Origin of the sequence: Microbulbifer harenosus (assembly GCF_005771435.1) — a bacterium.
GTDB classification, from domain to species: domain Bacteria; phylum Pseudomonadota; class Gammaproteobacteria; order Pseudomonadales; family Cellvibrionaceae; genus Microbulbifer; species Microbulbifer harenosus.
On sequence record NZ_VANI01000010.1, the window covers coordinates 215,252 to 230,507 of the forward strand.

Sequence of the window (15,256 nt, forward strand, 5' to 3'; positions counted from 1 at the left end):
GGGAATTCCATGGAAATCATTGCACAGTACGGCCACATCTTCCTGATTCTGGCCTGCGTCTTCGGCTTCTTTATGGCCTGGGGCGTGGGCGCAAACGACGTGGCCAACGCCATGGGAACCTCCGTAGGCTCCCGCGCGCTGACCATCAAGCAGGCGATCATCATCGCCATGATCTTCGAATTCGCCGGCGCCTATTTGGCCGGTGGCGAAGTAACTGCCACCATTCGCAAGGGGATCATTTCCCCGGATCTGTTTACCGATAATCCCGAACTGCTGATCTACGGCATGCTCTCTGCGCTGCTGGCCGCCGGTACCTGGCTGGCCATCGCCAGTGTGCTGGGCTGGCCAGTGTCCACCACGCACTCCATCGTCGGCGCCATCGTTGGCTTCTCGGCGGTGGGCATTTCCGTAGACGCGGTGGCCTGGGGCAAGGTGGGCAGTATCGTCGCCAGTTGGGTCGTCTCACCGGTACTGGCTGGCACCTTTTCATTCCTGCTGTTCCGCAGCGTTCAGCGGCTGATCCTCAACACCGAAGATCCATTTACCAACGCCAAACGCTACATCCCAGTCTATATGTTCGCAGTGGGCTGGATGATCGCCATGGTGACCCTCACCAAGGGCCTCAAGCACGTGCTGAAAGACGCGAACATCAATCTGGTCTTCTGGCAGGACGCGCTGATCGCCGGCGTTGTCGGCCTGATCGTGATGGGCGTGGGCATGGCGATGATCAAGCGCATCAAACGCGACCCCGAGCGCGAGCGCAGCAACCGCTTTGCCAACGTGGAGCGGGTGTTCGCCATCCTGATGATTTTCACCGCCTGTGCCATGGCTTTCGCTCACGGCTCCAACGACGTGGCCAACGCCGTCGGCCCACTGGCAGCGATTGTAAACACGGTGCAGCAGGGTGCGGTAACTGCCAAAGCGGTGATGCCGTCGTGGATCCTGCTGCTCGGTGGTGTCGGTATCGTGGTGGGCCTCGCCACTTACGGCTTTAAGGTGATGGCCACCATCGGCCAGAAGATTACTGAGCTGACCCCCAGCCGCGGCTTTGCCGCCGAGCTGGGCGCCGCCTCTACCGTGGTTCTGGCCTCCGGCACAGGCCTACCTATCTCCACCACCCACACCCTGGTGGGCGCGGTACTCGGGGTGGGCCTGGCGCGCGGTATCGGCGCACTCAACCTGCGCATGATCACCACCATCGTCGCCTCCTGGATCGTCACCCTGCCCGCCGGCGCGGGCCTGGCCATCCTGTTCTTCTTCTTTTTCAAAGGTGTGTTTGGCTGGTAAGGCGGCCATATGCCGATTAGCGATGGCCACTAGCGCCATCGCCTGTTAAAAAGGGAGCCTCGCGCTCCCTTTTTCATTTGTTATTCATTCCCGCAGTCGAGGAGGTAAATTCCCATGCAATTGTCCATCTACCAGGCCGACGCCTTCACCTCCAAACTGTTCAAAGGCAACCCCGCCGCCTACATTCCCCTCACAAGCTGGCTCGACGACGCGCTGATGCAACAGATCGCCGCGGAGAACAACCTCGCCGAAACCGCCTTCACCGTGCCCGCCGGCAACGGCTTCGAACTGCGCTGGTTCACCCCCAGTGAAGAAGTCCCCCTGTGCGGCCACGCCACCCTCGTCACCGCGCACCTGTTGTGGACCGAACTGGGTTTTACCGACAGCGAAATCCACTTCCACACCCGCAGCGGCGAGCTGATCGTGCGCAAAGAGGGCGACCTGCTGGCAATGGACTTCCCCGCGCAGAAAAACAGCGAAATCCCACTCGACGAAAGCTACACACAGGCACTCGGTACAGCTCCAGTCAAAGCCATGGAAGTGGTCGGTTCCAACGACCAGCTGCTGCTGGAGTTCCCCTCCGCCGACATCGTCGCCGAGCTCGCCCCGGACTTCCGCGCCGTAAAAAACCTGCCCTACAAAGGCCTGATCTGCACCGCTCCCGGCGACGGCTTCGACTGCGACTTCGTCAGCCGCTTCTTTGCCCCCGCCATCGGCATCGACGAAGATCCGGTGACCGGCTCTGCACACACCCGACTGGTGCCGTTCTGGGCACAGAAACTCGACAAGACCTCACTCAAGGCAAAACAGATTTCACCGCGCGGTGGCGAGCTGGATTGTGAATTGAAAGGTGAGCGGGTAATCATGCGCGGACGCGCGGTGACGTATCTGCGAGGACAGATCAGTTTGTAATTCTACGGTGGTACCTGTTCGTTCCTACTCTGTGGCGGTACCGCTACCGGGTGCGCTTTTGCGAGACACGAGCTAGGCGCTCCCCCTCAACCCATCCATGGGGGCTCTTCCGCGAGGTCCCTCTCGCGGAAGGTCTCGCAAAAGCGCACCCGGTATCGCCACCTTCATATCGACCTTCATTAGACCAATTTGCTTCGAGCAACCATAAATCGATAACCACGGGAATCAATCAAGTATTAATGCCCTTTACCGGTAATACCCATTTACCAGTAATGGTAATGCAACCGCTCATTCTTCCGCGGCCCATCAATCTGCCAGATCAACTCAATCTCATCCGGATGAAGAATCAGATCGGCGGTGTAGGTATCCTCCCCACACAGATGCGGCGACTGGTGACGGAACCCGTGCTCGGTAACAGGCACCAGATTGAACAACATCACCGGCTCCTCCCGCCGCAGATGCTCCAGCCGCACAAAGTCCACACAGCGCGTCCAGCGGTAAGTATTTTGCAAGTCAATTTTGTGACCATCCGCATCGGTAAACTTCGCCCGTTCCGCAAACAGAATGTGCGCGCCAAAACTGGTAACCTCCACCTCCCCGCGCCCATGCCCACGCCAATTGGTCTGCGAGCCCGGACCATTGCTGGCATTGAAACTGAAAGCACGGACTTTCTTTAACCGCTCGCACAGTTGCGCCAACGCCGCGAGCGATATGTAATCCAGGCCAATCGTCACCGGACAAACTTCCTATTCATGTTTCTGCTGATACTCATCACCCTGTTGTGGGCCCTTTCCTTCAGTCTGATCGGCGTCTATCTCGCCGGCCAGGTCGACAGCTATTTTGCCGTACTCACCCGGGTACTACTCGCCACCCTGATATTCCTGCCATTTCTCAACTGGCGCACACCGCCGCGCATCGCGCTGACGCTTATCGCCATCGGCGCCGTGCAGCTGGGACTGATGTATCTGTTCTACTATCAATCTTTTCTGCTGCTGAGCGTACCGGAAGTACTGCTGTTTACCATTTTCACGCCGGTGTACATCGCCCTGATCTACGACCTGTTGGCGCGGCGCTTCTCGCCCTGGAATTTACTGGTGGCCGCCATCGCCGTGCTCGGTGCCGCCATCATCCGCTGGGACAACCTGAGCGGCGATTATTGGAAAGGCTTTTTTGTGGTGCAGGGCGCCAACCTCTGCTTTGCGGCAGGCCAGGTGGCCTACAGGCAGTTTATGCAATCCTCCCACGCGCGCACGAAATCGCTGCCGCCGCGGCAGACTTTCGGCTGGTTTTTTATCGGCGCCAGTATCGTGGCCGGTATTGCCTGGTTCGCCCTCGGCACCGCCAAATACCCCACCACGCCAGTCCAGTGGGGCGTGTTACTGTGGCTCGGCGCCGTAGCCTCGGGACTCGGCTATTTCCTGTGGAACAAGGGCGCCACCCAGGTTTCCCCCGGTACCCTGGCGGCGATGAACAATGCGCTGATTCCGGCGGGGTTGCTGGTGAACCTGTTGATCTGGAACCGCGACGCGGATCTGCCGCGTCTCGCCATCGGCGGCGCCCTCATCGTCGCTGCCGTTGTACTGAGCGAATGGCACCAGCGCGAGCGAAATTCCCGCTGAAAGGCGATTGCTATACTTTCTGCCGACCTACGCCCCGCCTACGCCGCGCACAAGGAACGTGATGGATGGACGCCGCGGACAACCCCAGCAAAGATCGCGCGCAATGAGCCGTGCGACGCTGCGTTCCGCATTTTTCCGGCCAATTTCCGCGCTGTTATTGACCAGCGCCATTGCCTGCGCCCCTCTCGGGCCCGATTTTCGCGAACCGGATATGGCCTGGTTGTCGGCGTGGCAGCCGGATCTGTACGGTCAGGCCTATCAGGAACCGGGCGCGTCAGATTTGAGTCAGTGGTGGCAGCGCCTAGGGGACCCCACGCTCAACAACCTGATCGCCATCGCGCGTATTGAAAATCCCACCCTGCAGATCGCCGGCCTGCGCATTCTCGAAAGCCGCGCCGCACTCGGCATCGCCATCGGCCTCAAATACCCGCAGCTGCAACAGATCGACGGTGCCGCGGCCTATGTATCCGAATATCTGCACGGCGGGGCTGACGACGATCACCGGGATTACCGCACAGGTGACATCGCCTTCAACATCCAGTGGGAGATGGATTTCTGGGGTCGCTTCCGGCGCGGCATCGAGTCCGCCGACGCCGCATTCTTCGCCTCCATTGCCAACCAGCGCGACGGGCAGGTGTTGCTCGCTGCCGAGGTAGCGACACGCTACTACGACTACAAGACCACCCTGCAGCGCATCGACATAGCACAGCGCAATATTGCCCTGCAGGAACGCAACGTGGCGATCACCCGCGCGCTGTTCGCGAGCGGTCAGGAATCGGAGCTGGACCTGCAACAGGCGCGCACCCAGCTCCTTGCCACGCTCGCGACAATCCCCGCGCTGAAACTCACTCTGAGCCTGCAGCGCAATGCCCTGTGCGCACTGCTTGGGCGCGCGCCGGGGGATTTACCGGAATTGGCCGGCGTCGATGACAGCCTCCCGGACATTCGGCGGATTCCGCTGAACGAGGCCCCGGTCAGCCTGCTGCTGCGGCGCCCGGATGTGCGCGCGGCGGCGTGGCAGGCCGCGGCGCAATCCGCCCAGGTCGGGGTCGCCATCACAGACCTCTACCCCGCCATCTCCCTGTTCGGCACCCTCGGCTGGGCCGGCACCAGCCTCGACAATATCCCGGACGTGTCCACCTTTGCCATAGGTCCGGCACTGCGCTGGAATATTTTTAGTTACGGGCGCATCGAGAACAACGTGCGTGTGCAGGATGCGCGGCTACAACAGTTACTGGAAGTCTTCCGCGCAACCGTACTGCAGGCCGCGCGGGAAACCGACGACGCTGCCAGCAGAATCGCCCAGACCCACGCCCGCCAGAGCATTCTCAACGAATCCCTGACCGCCGCAGAGCGTTCGTTGGAAATCGCCATGCGGCGGTATCAGGAAGGTTATTCCGACTTCCAGCGGGTGCTCGACGCGCAGGCCGCGGTGTTTGTGCAATCCGACCTTGTAGTCATCAATCGCGGTGACCATGTAACTGCCATTATTGAACTGTACCGGTCCCTCGGCGGCGGCTGGCGCGAGGCAGGCATCGACGACCTCGTTCCCGCGGAAACGCGCTACCGCATGACAGAGCGCGTCGACTGGGGCGATCTTTTGCAAGAACCCATTCCATGAATGCCTGAGTCCTGAATGCACGACCGAGAAGCAAGCGCTGACAACCGGCACACCCTGGACGAAATCGCCGCGGCGGACGCCGCCGGTACCCCTGCGCCTGTGTCACAAAAAAACGAACAGAAAGATTCCGCGCAGGCAGTCGGTCGCGGTGTGAAAGTCCTGCTGGCACTGATTCTCGCTTCTCTGTGCCTGTACCTCCTCGCCGACCGTTTCACCCCTTATACCTCGCAGGCGCGGGTGCAAGGCTATGTGGTGGGCGTGGCGCCCAAAGTGGCCGGGGTGATTACCGAGGTGTGGGTCAACAACAATCAGCAGGTCAAAGAAGGCGAAAAACTGTTTGCCATCGACCGCACCAAGTACGCACTGGCGCTGCAGAGCGCACGTGCCAATCTCGACAACACCTGGCAGCAGATCGCCGCCGGAGATGCTGCGGTAGAACAAGCCCGCGCCAACCTGCGCGCTGCTACCGCCGGCAGGCTGGAAGCGGAACAAAACTACACTCGCCTCAAGCGACTGCGCGACGAAGATCCAGGCACTATCTCCCTGCGCCGTCTGGAAATCGCCCGTGCTGATCTGGAACAAGCGCGCGCCCAAGTGGTCGCCGCGGAAGCCGCGATCCAACAGGCCATCGAACAGAAAGGTGGTGATTCAGAGCACAACAACTCGCTGCTGAAAGTCGCCAGGGCTGCGGTTAACCAAGCGCAACTGGATCTCGATAACACCACAGTCGTCGCGCAGACTGATGGCGTCATAACCGATCTGCGCGCAGAAGTTGGCCGCTACGCTGGGACCGGAAGCCCTGTGTTGACTCTGATTTCCCAAGAGGATTTCTGGATCAGCGCGGATTACACGGAAAACAATTTAGGCCATCTGAAGCAGGGCACACCGGTAGAAATTCTTCTGGACGCACTACCTGGTCAGGTTTTAAAAGGTCGAGTACGGGATATCGGGGCAGGTGTGAATGCCGGTCGCATACCCGTGCCGGGGGATCTGCCAGATGTGCAAAACAATCGCGACTGGCTGCGCCAGGCACAACGGTTTCCCGTGCGGGTGGAATTCGACTCATCGCTGCCACCCGAAGCCCTCAATCAACTTCGTGTTGGCGGTCAGGCCTCGGTAATCGCCTATACCGATGACCATGCGATCTTGCGTCAACTCGGCAAGCTATACATTCGAATACTTAGCTATCTCACTTACGCTTACTGACATGCAATGGCGCCGCCTTCCTTCCACCCGAAAGAAAGTCTTGCTCTGAATTCCTTCGTCGGTAAGGTGCGTTTCTGCCGGAAGTAGACTGGTTTGTAGACCGACCGGTTCACACAACTATCCGTCCGAATAACATCTTTGAATAGCTAGGGTGAATCACCCAGAGATTCCTGAAAAAAAGATGCTTATCTACCGCACGGATCTGAGATCTCAATTTGCCATCATACAAACCACACCTGTTCCGCGTATTCCCGAGACGTACTAGAGCAGGCAGTACAGATCTCTGATCTCCATGAAGTCATAGCCGTAACAAAATGTCTGGACTAAAATCCACTAGCAGTCTGCGCATGATATTAGCCACAAAATTTATCCTCGGACAATCATTTTTGTTAATAGAGCTCACCACGGAGCCACCCATGTTTTACGCCGAGCAGTCGTAGCCATGGGCTGTAGAATTGCGAATTGCTGGCAGCAGGTTGGATGAGGAGATCTGGCAGTTAACTTGATTGAGCCGTGATGCGGCGCAACAGATGGAGATCTGTGAGCCGGATTAGGAACTGAGTAAATTCGTGAGATGCACGATAAACAAATTCTATTGCTTGAAGGAAAGGGTAACCCGGAGCGCTCACCACGTGAATTCCTGATAAAGCAAGGGTTTTCCGTTCAACAACTCGCTGACGGCAGTCCTTTGAAGTTCACTTTCGACACCATTGAGTATGATGTGGTGTTGTGGAATAGCGACGCAATCAACACAGAAAAACTGGAGATTATCCGACATATACGGCGCAGCTTTGTCGGGCCACTGCTGATCATTTCCAGTCAGAACAATACGAAAATCCAGCTGGATGCCTTCGAATCGGGTGCGGATGACTTCATCATTACACCGGTTGATTCACGCGTGTTACTCGCGAGAATCCATGTATGCCTGAAGCGCGCAACTCACCTAGCGCCCAAAAAAAGTATTGTGCAGATACAAAATCTCACGGTGAATCACGCAGAGCGAAGCGCGAAGATAGGAGGCCAGCTACTGCCACTATCCACCGGCGAATTCGAAATTCTCTGGTTGCTGGTTTCACACCCAAAGCGCCTTTTAAGTCGGGATTTCCTGTTTGTGCATGCACTGGGGCGACAATATGATGGCTTGGATCGCGCGGTTGACCGGCGTGTCAGCCGCCTGCGCAAAAAACTGGAGAAGCGTCCCGAACTTTCACTGACGGTGCGCACGGTATGGGGTCAGGGATACATACTCGCGGCAATATAGCGGTAGACAGTTTCACCCCACCTTTTTCACATGCTTCGCCCGCCACTGGGCGGGTGATACACCAAACTGGGTCTTGAACCAGCGCGTGAACGAACTGGGCACCGAATAACCCAGCAACTCGGCAACGCGCCCCAGACTGTGCCTGGGATTTTCCATATGTCGCAATGCCAGCTCGCGCCGCACACTGCTTACCAACTCGGAAAATCCCGTATCGGCCTCATCCAATCGCCGCTGCAGGGTGCGCACATTCATTCCCATGGTCATCGCCACCTGTTCGATGGTCGCTCGCCCAGTGGGCAGCAGCAGGAATATCATTTTGCGCACGTCCAACTCGATGGAATGCTCGGACTTTGCCGGCAGAGAATCCACAAAGCGCTCGGCAAACTGGGCCAGAGATGCATCTGCGGTCGGGTTCGGAAAATCGAGGCTGTCAGCCGGGCAGGTAAACCCATTGAACTCGGCCCCGAAATATAATTTGCAGCGGAAAATACGGCGGTGGACCTGAAGATCGTCCGGGGCCTCGTGGGTAAAATTGACGCTGTATGGCTGCCAGTGGATTCCCAAAAGAGCACTGCACAACCGGAACAAGGCACCCACTGCGAGCTCAGTCGCATGTCGTGATGACATCGGCGGATCGGTCACCACTTCATCCCGCACGATGACCGTCTTACCCGCATCCTCGATACTGATCGCCAACCCCTCATTGAGCAGATGTTCGTAGTGAACCACCGCCTGAAGTGCGTCGCGCAGCGTACGCTGGTGCGTCAGCAACAGGCTCACCGCACCGAAATCTGCAAGCTGGCGCGATTCCGCCATACGCAAACCAAATGTGTCACAGTTGCTGGCCCGCGCTGACTCCTCAAGCAGGCTAATAGCTGCCGCCGCCGGGATACGCTGTTCGGGATCCGCGAGCTGCGAGCGGCTGAAGCCGAATTTGCCGAGCAGTGGCTGGGGGTTCAGCCCCAGGCTTTCCGCCACCTCGAAATAATTGGTGAGGGCCGCAGCCCGGAAGAGTGTCGCCATGATCTGGCATCCGTCAATCAGGCGTGCCCCGGTGGCTTCTGGCCTCCGATATTGCCGCGTAATCGAATGAGTTTCATGTCGCGAATTGCAATGTCATTGTCGTGCACTGCCATTTGCCACATCCCGCCTGTGACTATATTAGCGCCGCCAATCATCAATTGCCCATAACCGCCCCAGCTGTCACGAAAAGAAAAGTCCCTGTCGCCGCGAGAGAAGAAGCCGGTCGCCGGGTTACCTACAGTAGGACTCAATAGGTTTGGCATCTGGCCAATCCGACAATTTCGAGTTTGAAACAGGTGACGACAATGGCAAAAGCAGTGCGCATTTACGAGCAGGGTGGCCCCGAGGTTCTGCGCTACGAAGATATCGAAGTGTGCGAGCCCGGCCCCGGCGAGGTGCATCTTCGCCACGTGGCGGTGGGCCTGAATTACGCCGATACCTATTTCCGCAATGGAACCTATCCGATCCCGATGCCCAATGGCCTGGGTGTCGAGGCGTCAGGTGTGGTACTGGCTGTTGGCGAAGGCGTCAGCAATGTGGCACCCGGTGACCGCGTTACCTACACCGGCTTCATCAATACACTCGGCGCCTACAGCAGTGAACGCCTGGTGCCGGCTGCGCCGCTGATCAAGTTGCCGGAAAGTATCGGTTTTGAAACGGCGGCGGCAATGACCATGCGCGGTCTCACCGCCGCCTACCTGATGCGTCGCATCTATTCGTTCAAGACCGGGGATACCATTTTGCTGCATGCCGCCGCTGGCGGTGTGGGCCTGATTATTTCCCAATGGGCCAAATTGCTCGGGCTCACGGTGATCGGCACAGTGTCTACGGATGCCAAAGCGGAAATGGCCCGCGCCCACGGGTGTGATTACACCATCAACTACAGTCGCGAAGATGTCGCCGCACGCGTACGTGAAATCACTGGTGGAGAAGGCGTTGCCGTGGTGTTCGACAGCGTCGGACGCGACACTTTTATGGGATCACTGGACTCACTCAAGCGCCGCGGCCTGATGGTGTGCGTCGGCACCGCGTCCGGGACCATTCCGCCATTTGATCCGCAGCTGCTGGCCATGAAGGGCTCGCTGTACATGACGCGCCCGGCCCTCGCCGACTACATCGCTGATCCGGTTGAAAAGGCCGAACTCGCCGGCGAGATCTTCGATCACATCGCCGCCGGTCGCATTCGTATCCAGATCAACCAGCATTATGCGCTGGAAGACGCTGTGCAAGCGCACCGGGATCTCGAAGCGCGCAAGACCACCGGCTCGTCGATATTCGTTATTTGAGGGGTGTGGCCATGCGTGTACAGCCAATGACCTGCAGTATCGGCGCCGAATTGAGCGATGTGAATCTTGCCGATGCAGTGAATAACGACGGACTTTTTTCCGATATCCGCGCGTTGCTGCTGCAGCACAAGGTATTGTTCCTGCGCGACCAGGCTATCAGCCGTGCCGACCACGTGGCCTTCGCCCGTCGCTTCGGCGAGCTGGAAGACCACCCGGTAGCGGGTAGCGATCCGGAACATCCCGGCCTGGTGCAGATTTACAAAGCGCCGGACCAGCCGATGGATCGCTATGAAAATGCTTGGCATACCGACGCCACCTGGCGCGAGGCGCCGCCGATGGGCTGTGTGTTGCGCTGTGTGGAATGTCCGCCGATCGGCGGCGACACCATGTGGGCAAATATGGCGCTTGCCTACGAAAATCTGCCGGCGCACATCAAAGATCAAATCAACGGCCTGCGTGCGCGCCACAGTATCGAAGCGAGTTTCGGTGCGGCCATGCCAATAGAAAAACGTTTGGCCCTGAAGGCCCAGTTTCCGGACGCGGAGCATCCGGTGGTGCGCACACATCCCGAGACCGGCGAAAAAATTCTGTTTGTCAACGCATTCACCACCCACTTCACCAATTACCACACCCCCGAGCGCGTGCGCTTCGGGCAGGATGCCAACCCCGGTGCCGGTGAATTGCTCAGATACCTGGTCTGCCAGGCCAACATCCCGGAGTACCAGGTGCGCTGGCGTTGGCAACCGAACAGCGTAGCCATCTGGGACAACCGCAGCACCCAGCACTACGCGGTAATGGACTATGCGCCGTGCCATCGCAAGATGGAGCGCGCCGGCATCATTGGTGACAAAACCTACTGACCGGGAGCACCCGGCAACACCGCCCGCCTTCAATCATTTGAGGAAACAGTCATGAACTTCTTAGACGGTGCACTTTTCCCTGAAAATCAGGACAGGCTCGTAATCACCGCGGCCCCGTACGGCCCCGAATGGTTTCCCTCCGATTTTCCGGAAGACATTCCGGTGACAATGGAAGAGCAGATCCAGAAAGCTGTGGACTGCTACGAGGCCGGTGCCGCGGTATTGCACCTGCACGTGCGCGAGCTGGATGGCAAGGGCTCCAAACGTCTGGAAAAGTTCAACGAACTGATCGCCGGTGTGCGCAAAGCGGTGCCGGAGATGGTTATCCAGGTCGGCGGCTCCATTTCCTTCGCGCCCCCGGAAGACGGCGCGGCGGCGAAGTGGCTGCACGACGATACCCGTCACATGCTCGCCGAGCTCGACCCGAAACCCGACCAGGTCACGGTAACGGTCAACACCACCCAGATGAACGTCATCGAGCAGATGGATGCGCGCGACTACGCAGGTACCTCCATGGCTGACGAGACCTACGATGCCTACCGCGAGATGATCGTGCCGTCCGGCCCCGGCTTCATCGAGGAGCACGTCAAGCGTCTGAGCGACGCCGGTATCCAGAGCGCTTTCCAGTTCTACAACATCAACAGCTACGAAACGGTTGAGCGCCTGATCCGTCGCGGTGTCTACAAGGGGCCGTTGGTATGTAACTGGGTAGCCATCGGTGGCGGTATGGACCAACCGCACATCTACAGCATGGCGAACTTCCTGCGAGCCATCCCCGACGGCACCATGCTGACAGTGGAGAGCACCATGCTCAACGTGCTGCCCATCAACATGATGGGTATGGCGATGGGGCTGCACGTGCGCTGCGGTATCGAAGACAACCTCTGGGCCCAGGATCGCTCGCGCAAGGTGACTACCGTCGAACAGATTCAGCAGCTGGTACGCATCGCCAAAGAATTCGGTCGCCCAGTGGCCAATGGTCACGAAGCCCGCGAGATCCTCAAGATCGGTGTTTTCTATGACACCGTCGAAGAGACCCTGGCGGCCAACGGCTTCGCTCCGAACCCGAGGGGCGGCATGCAGGGCTTCCTGCAAAAGTAATGTACCCGCGGTGCCGGGCGAGAAACTGATACGGCTCGCCCACTCTTTGACGAGGACGCTCCATGGCTCAACTTCATCACAGCGACCATCACTGCGATCACCACCGTGGCACAACCGCGAGTGACGTTCCGCGTCGCTATGCGTGGATTGTGTTCGCGCTCACCTTTGGGCTGCTGATTTCCGACTATATGTCGCGGCAGGTACTTAATGCAGTGTTTCCACTGCTCAAGGAAGAGTGGGTATTGTCCGACTCCCAGCTTGGATTGCTCGCCGGAATCGTCGCGCTGATGGTCGGGCTGCTGACCGTACCGCTGTCGCTGCTCGCGGATCGCTTTGGGCGCGTGCGCAGCCTCACACTGATGGCGATCCTGTGGAGCCTGGCAACCCTGATGTGCGCCCTCTCGGACAACTTCGAGCAGATGCTGACGGCGCGCTTTTTTGTCGGCATTGGCGAGGCCGCCTATGGCAGCGTCGGCATTGCGGTGGTGCTGTCGGTATTTCCTGCACGCCTGCGCGCCACCCTCACGGGGGCATTTATGGCGGGCGGCATGTTTGGCTCGGTACTCGGCATGGGCCTCGGCGGCGTTATCGCCACCGCACTGACCTGGCGCTGGGCCTTCGCCTGTATGGCACTGTTCGGCCTGGCACTGGCCTTCATCTACCCGCTGATCGTGCGCGAAGCCAGGATTGCTCCGCGCAACGCACGCAACGAAGCCGCGCCGCTGCCACCACTGCGCCTGCGACTGGCTGGACTGGTCTCCAGCCGCTCGGTCATCTGTGCGTATATCGGCAGCGGTCTGCAACTGTTTATTGGCGGTGCCATGATCGCCTGGATGCCCAGCTACCTGAACCGCTACTACGACATGGCGACCGATAAGGCCGGAGCCCTGGCCGCGGTGTTTGTCCTTACCGCCGGCGCCGGGATGGTGCTGTGCGGTATTGTGAGTGATCGCGTGAGCCAGAATTTGCCACAGCGTAAATTTTTACTCGCCTGCAGCTACTGTATTGCAACCTTCCTGCTGTTGTCCGCGGCCTTCCAACTACCGCCAGGACCACTACAACTACTGTTGATCGGTGCCGGCATGTTTGTCGCCGCGGGTACTTCTGGCCCCGCCGGTGCCATGGTGGCAAATCTCACTCACGCCACCATTCACGGCACAGCATTCGCCACTCTGACCCTGGTCAACAATCTACTGGGGCTGGCCCCCGGCCCGCTGGTAACCGGCCGCCTCGCCGACAGCTTCGGCCTGGGCAGTGCTTTGCAGATTATTCCCCTGGTGAGCCTGGCGGCAGCCATCGCCTTCTACATCGGCAAGCGCAATTACCTGAAAGACCTTCAGGGCGTGCATGCTGGCAATGAAGGAAATGTTCCACTGGAGACCAGAGTGCAATGATCCGGCTCAACATCCATATCTATTTTGACCTGATCTGCCCGTGGTGCTTTATCGGCAAGCGTAATCTCGAAGCCGCTTTGGAAACACTCGCCGCCTTGCACCCACAGGTCCAACCAGAACTCCACTGGCAACCGACTCAGTTGCTGCCCGACCTCCCCGATCACGGCGTGCCTTTTGTCGAGTTTTATCAGCACCGTCTGGGCAGTGCGGAAGCCGTGCGCCTGCGACAGGCTCAAGTTCAACAGGCCACAGCGCAGGCCGGCGTCAGTATTGCTTTCGACCGCATCAGAGTGATGCCCAATACCACGCAGGCGCTCGGGCTCCTGACACTGGCAGAACAGGAAGGCAGCTCCGCCCAGTACAGCTTGCTACTGGATCAGTTGTTTCGGGCCCACTTCCAACAGGGCAAAAACATTGGCGACCGCAACACCCTGCTGGAGATTGCTCGCGACAGTCATTTCATGGACGCAGTCTCGGAGCGGGCCTTGGCAATGGCCATACATTTCAACCGCTCCATGTCGCCATCCAAGGCTCATGACGTTCCCTATTTTGTGTTCAACAATCGCCGCGCCGTCTCCGGCGCCGCTGAGCCAGATACGTTGGTGGCAGCGATACGCGCGGCGCTGGCCGCAACAGCTGATACAGAGGAATTTTCCTAATGAGCGCAGCAGCCATTGCCGCCGTGCATGAACGCGGGCGCAACTTGTTTCCGGGCGTGGTTGCCAGTCTTATCGCAGCGGCGGCAGCCAGTTTTCTTTCGGAGCATTACGATGCACCGGTAATGCTGTTTGCCCTGTTGCTCGGCATGGCGATGAACTTTCTCGCCAGCGACCCGCGCTGCAAACCCGGGATCGAATTTACCGCGCGTCAGGTGCTGCGTGTCGGTGTAGCGCTGCTCGGTCTGCGATTTACCTTTGCGCAGATTGCGGCACTGGGCTGGGAGCCGGTATTGATTGTCGTGGTATCGGTGGTGGTGACGATCCTGGTTTCGGTGGCCGCGGCGAAAGCACTCGGTTTTCAACCCATCTTTGGCCTGCTCACTGGTGGCGCCACCGCCATTTGTGGCGCCTCTGCGGCACTGGCATTGTCCGCCGCCCTGCCGTCACACCCGGCGAAGGAGCGGGCAACACTGTTTACCGTGATCGGGGTTTCCGCACTCTCGACGCTGGCAATGATCGCCTACCCCATGGTGGTGCAGTTATTGGAGCTGGAAACTGTCGATGCCGGAATTTTTTTGGGCGGGACCATTCACGATGTTGCCCAGGTAGTGGGGGCTGGCTATAGCCTTTCGCAGGAAACTGGAGATACAGCCACGGTCGTTAAACTGATGCGCATAGCCATGTTGCTGCCGGTGATCTTGTGTGCAGCCATGATCACCCGCGCTCAGGGTACCGCCGAGGGTGGACAACGCCCACCTCTGCTACCCTGGTTTGCCGTGGCCTTTGTAGCGCTCGCCGCTATCAACAGTACCGGTTGGATATCTGGGGCGGTGCAACACTATGGAAAAGATCTCTCCAGCTGGTGCCTGGTTGCGGCCATCAGTGCGATCGGCATGAAAACACAGCTTAAAGATTTGGCGTCAGTCGGTTTCAAACCCATTGCACTGATGATTGGTGAAACGGTGTTCCTCGCTATTCTGGTGCTGATGTTACTCCGCTTTACCGGCTGAATCTGACAGCGCAGCTT

The 15,256-nt window shown here is 58.8% G+C and carries 15 protein-coding genes; 12 read left to right on the forward strand and 3 right to left on the reverse strand.

Translation table 11 applies throughout. The features are described 5' to 3' along the window. Nucleotides 1-9 precede the first annotated feature (9 nt). Together FDY93_RS10380 and FDY93_RS10385 are read left to right on the forward strand one after the other, a co-directional pair. Nucleotides 10-1,287: an inorganic phosphate transporter gene (locus tag FDY93_RS10380; protein ID WP_138235668.1), complete on the forward strand. Its 1,278-nt coding sequence runs from the start codon at nt 10-12 to the stop codon at nt 1,285-1,287. 114 nt (nt 1,288-1,401) lie between these two features. Beyond that, nucleotides 1,402-2,199 carry a PhzF family phenazine biosynthesis protein gene (locus FDY93_RS10385; protein WP_138235669.1) on the forward strand — a complete coding sequence of 266 codons (798 nt, stop codon included), beginning with the start codon at nt 1,402-1,404 and terminating at the stop codon, nt 2,197-2,199. A gap of 263 nt (nt 2,200-2,462) precedes the next feature. On the opposite strand, the gene FDY93_RS10390 is transcribed toward FDY93_RS10385, so the two are convergent. Continuing rightward, nucleotides 2,463-2,933 carry a DUF6314 family protein gene (locus FDY93_RS10390; RefSeq protein ID WP_138235670.1) on the reverse strand — a complete coding sequence of 157 codons (471 nt, stop codon included), beginning with the start codon at nt 2,931-2,933 and terminating at the stop codon, nt 2,463-2,465. 18 nt (nt 2,934-2,951) lie between these two features. Between FDY93_RS10390 and FDY93_RS10395 the strand changes: the two genes are divergently transcribed. The 4 genes from FDY93_RS10395 to FDY93_RS10410 all read left to right on the forward strand — a co-directional run bounded on the left by FDY93_RS10395 (nt 2,952) and on the right by FDY93_RS10410 (nt 7,906). Further along, complete coding sequence (locus FDY93_RS10395; protein ID WP_138235671.1) at nt 2,952-3,818, forward strand: carboxylate/amino acid/amine transporter; 867 nt, start codon at nt 2,952-2,954, stop codon at nt 3,816-3,818. A gap of 103 nt (nt 3,819-3,921) precedes the next feature. Further along, a complete protein-coding gene (locus tag FDY93_RS10400) occupies nt 3,922-5,439 on the forward strand; it encodes an efflux transporter outer membrane subunit (RefSeq protein WP_138235672.1) in 1,518 nt (505 codons plus the stop codon). Between the two features lie 15 nt (nt 5,440-5,454). After that, the gene (locus FDY93_RS10405; RefSeq protein WP_138235673.1) at nt 5,455-6,645 is read left to right on the forward strand and encodes an HlyD family secretion protein; all 1,191 of its coding nucleotides are present in this window, start codon (nt 5,455-5,457) and stop codon (nt 6,643-6,645) included. Between the two features lie 574 nt (nt 6,646-7,219). After that, nucleotides 7,220-7,906, forward strand: a complete 687-nt coding sequence (locus FDY93_RS10410; RefSeq protein WP_138235674.1) for a winged helix-turn-helix domain-containing protein — start codon at nt 7,220-7,222, stop codon at nt 7,904-7,906. Between the two features lie 12 nt (nt 7,907-7,918). Here the strand turns inward: FDY93_RS10410 and FDY93_RS10415 are convergent, their stop codons facing one another. Both FDY93_RS10415 and FDY93_RS19595 read right to left on the reverse strand, forming a co-directional pair. Beyond that, nucleotides 7,919-8,929 carry an AraC family transcriptional regulator gene (locus FDY93_RS10415; RefSeq protein WP_138235675.1) on the reverse strand — a complete coding sequence of 337 codons (1,011 nt, stop codon included), beginning with the start codon at nt 8,927-8,929 and terminating at the stop codon, nt 7,919-7,921. 17 nt (nt 8,930-8,946) lie between these two features. Beyond that, nucleotides 8,947-9,192: a hypothetical protein gene (locus tag FDY93_RS19595; protein WP_220446159.1), complete on the reverse strand. Its 246-nt coding sequence runs from the start codon at nt 9,190-9,192 to the stop codon at nt 8,947-8,949. A 42-nt stretch (nt 9,193-9,234) separates the two neighbouring features. On the opposite strand from FDY93_RS19595, the gene FDY93_RS10420 reads away from it, so the two are divergent. The 6 genes from FDY93_RS10420 to FDY93_RS10445 all read left to right on the forward strand — a co-directional run bounded on the left by FDY93_RS10420 (nt 9,235) and on the right by FDY93_RS10445 (nt 15,239). Continuing rightward, entirely contained in the window at nt 9,235-10,215 is a 981-nt protein-coding gene (locus tag FDY93_RS10420; protein ID WP_138235676.1) for a quinone oxidoreductase family protein, read from the forward strand. An 11-nt stretch (nt 10,216-10,226) separates the two neighbouring features. Continuing rightward, entirely contained in the window at nt 10,227-11,075 is an 849-nt protein-coding gene (locus tag FDY93_RS10425; RefSeq protein ID WP_138235677.1) for a TauD/TfdA dioxygenase family protein, read from the forward strand. A 51-nt stretch (nt 11,076-11,126) separates the two neighbouring features. Beyond that, nucleotides 11,127-12,176, forward strand: a complete 1,050-nt coding sequence (locus FDY93_RS10430; RefSeq protein ID WP_138235678.1) for a beta-keto acid cleavage family enzyme — start codon at nt 11,127-11,129, stop codon at nt 12,174-12,176. Between the two features lie 62 nt (nt 12,177-12,238). Continuing rightward, the gene (locus tag FDY93_RS10435; RefSeq protein WP_138235679.1) at nt 12,239-13,570 is read left to right on the forward strand and encodes an MFS transporter; all 1,332 of its coding nucleotides are present in this window, start codon (nt 12,239-12,241) and stop codon (nt 13,568-13,570) included. Then, nucleotides 13,567-14,229 (forward strand): DsbA family oxidoreductase, encoded by a 663-nt coding sequence (locus FDY93_RS10440; protein WP_138235680.1) that lies wholly within the window; start codon nt 13,567-13,569, stop codon nt 14,227-14,229. Before FDY93_RS10435 ends, FDY93_RS10440 begins: the two co-directional genes overlap by 4 nt. Next, a complete protein-coding gene (locus tag FDY93_RS10445; protein WP_138235681.1) occupies nt 14,229-15,239 on the forward strand; it encodes a YeiH family protein in 1,011 nt (336 codons plus the stop codon). The genes FDY93_RS10440 and FDY93_RS10445 overlap by 1 nt, the downstream gene beginning before the upstream one ends. Nucleotides 15,240-15,256: the final 17 nt, after the last annotated feature.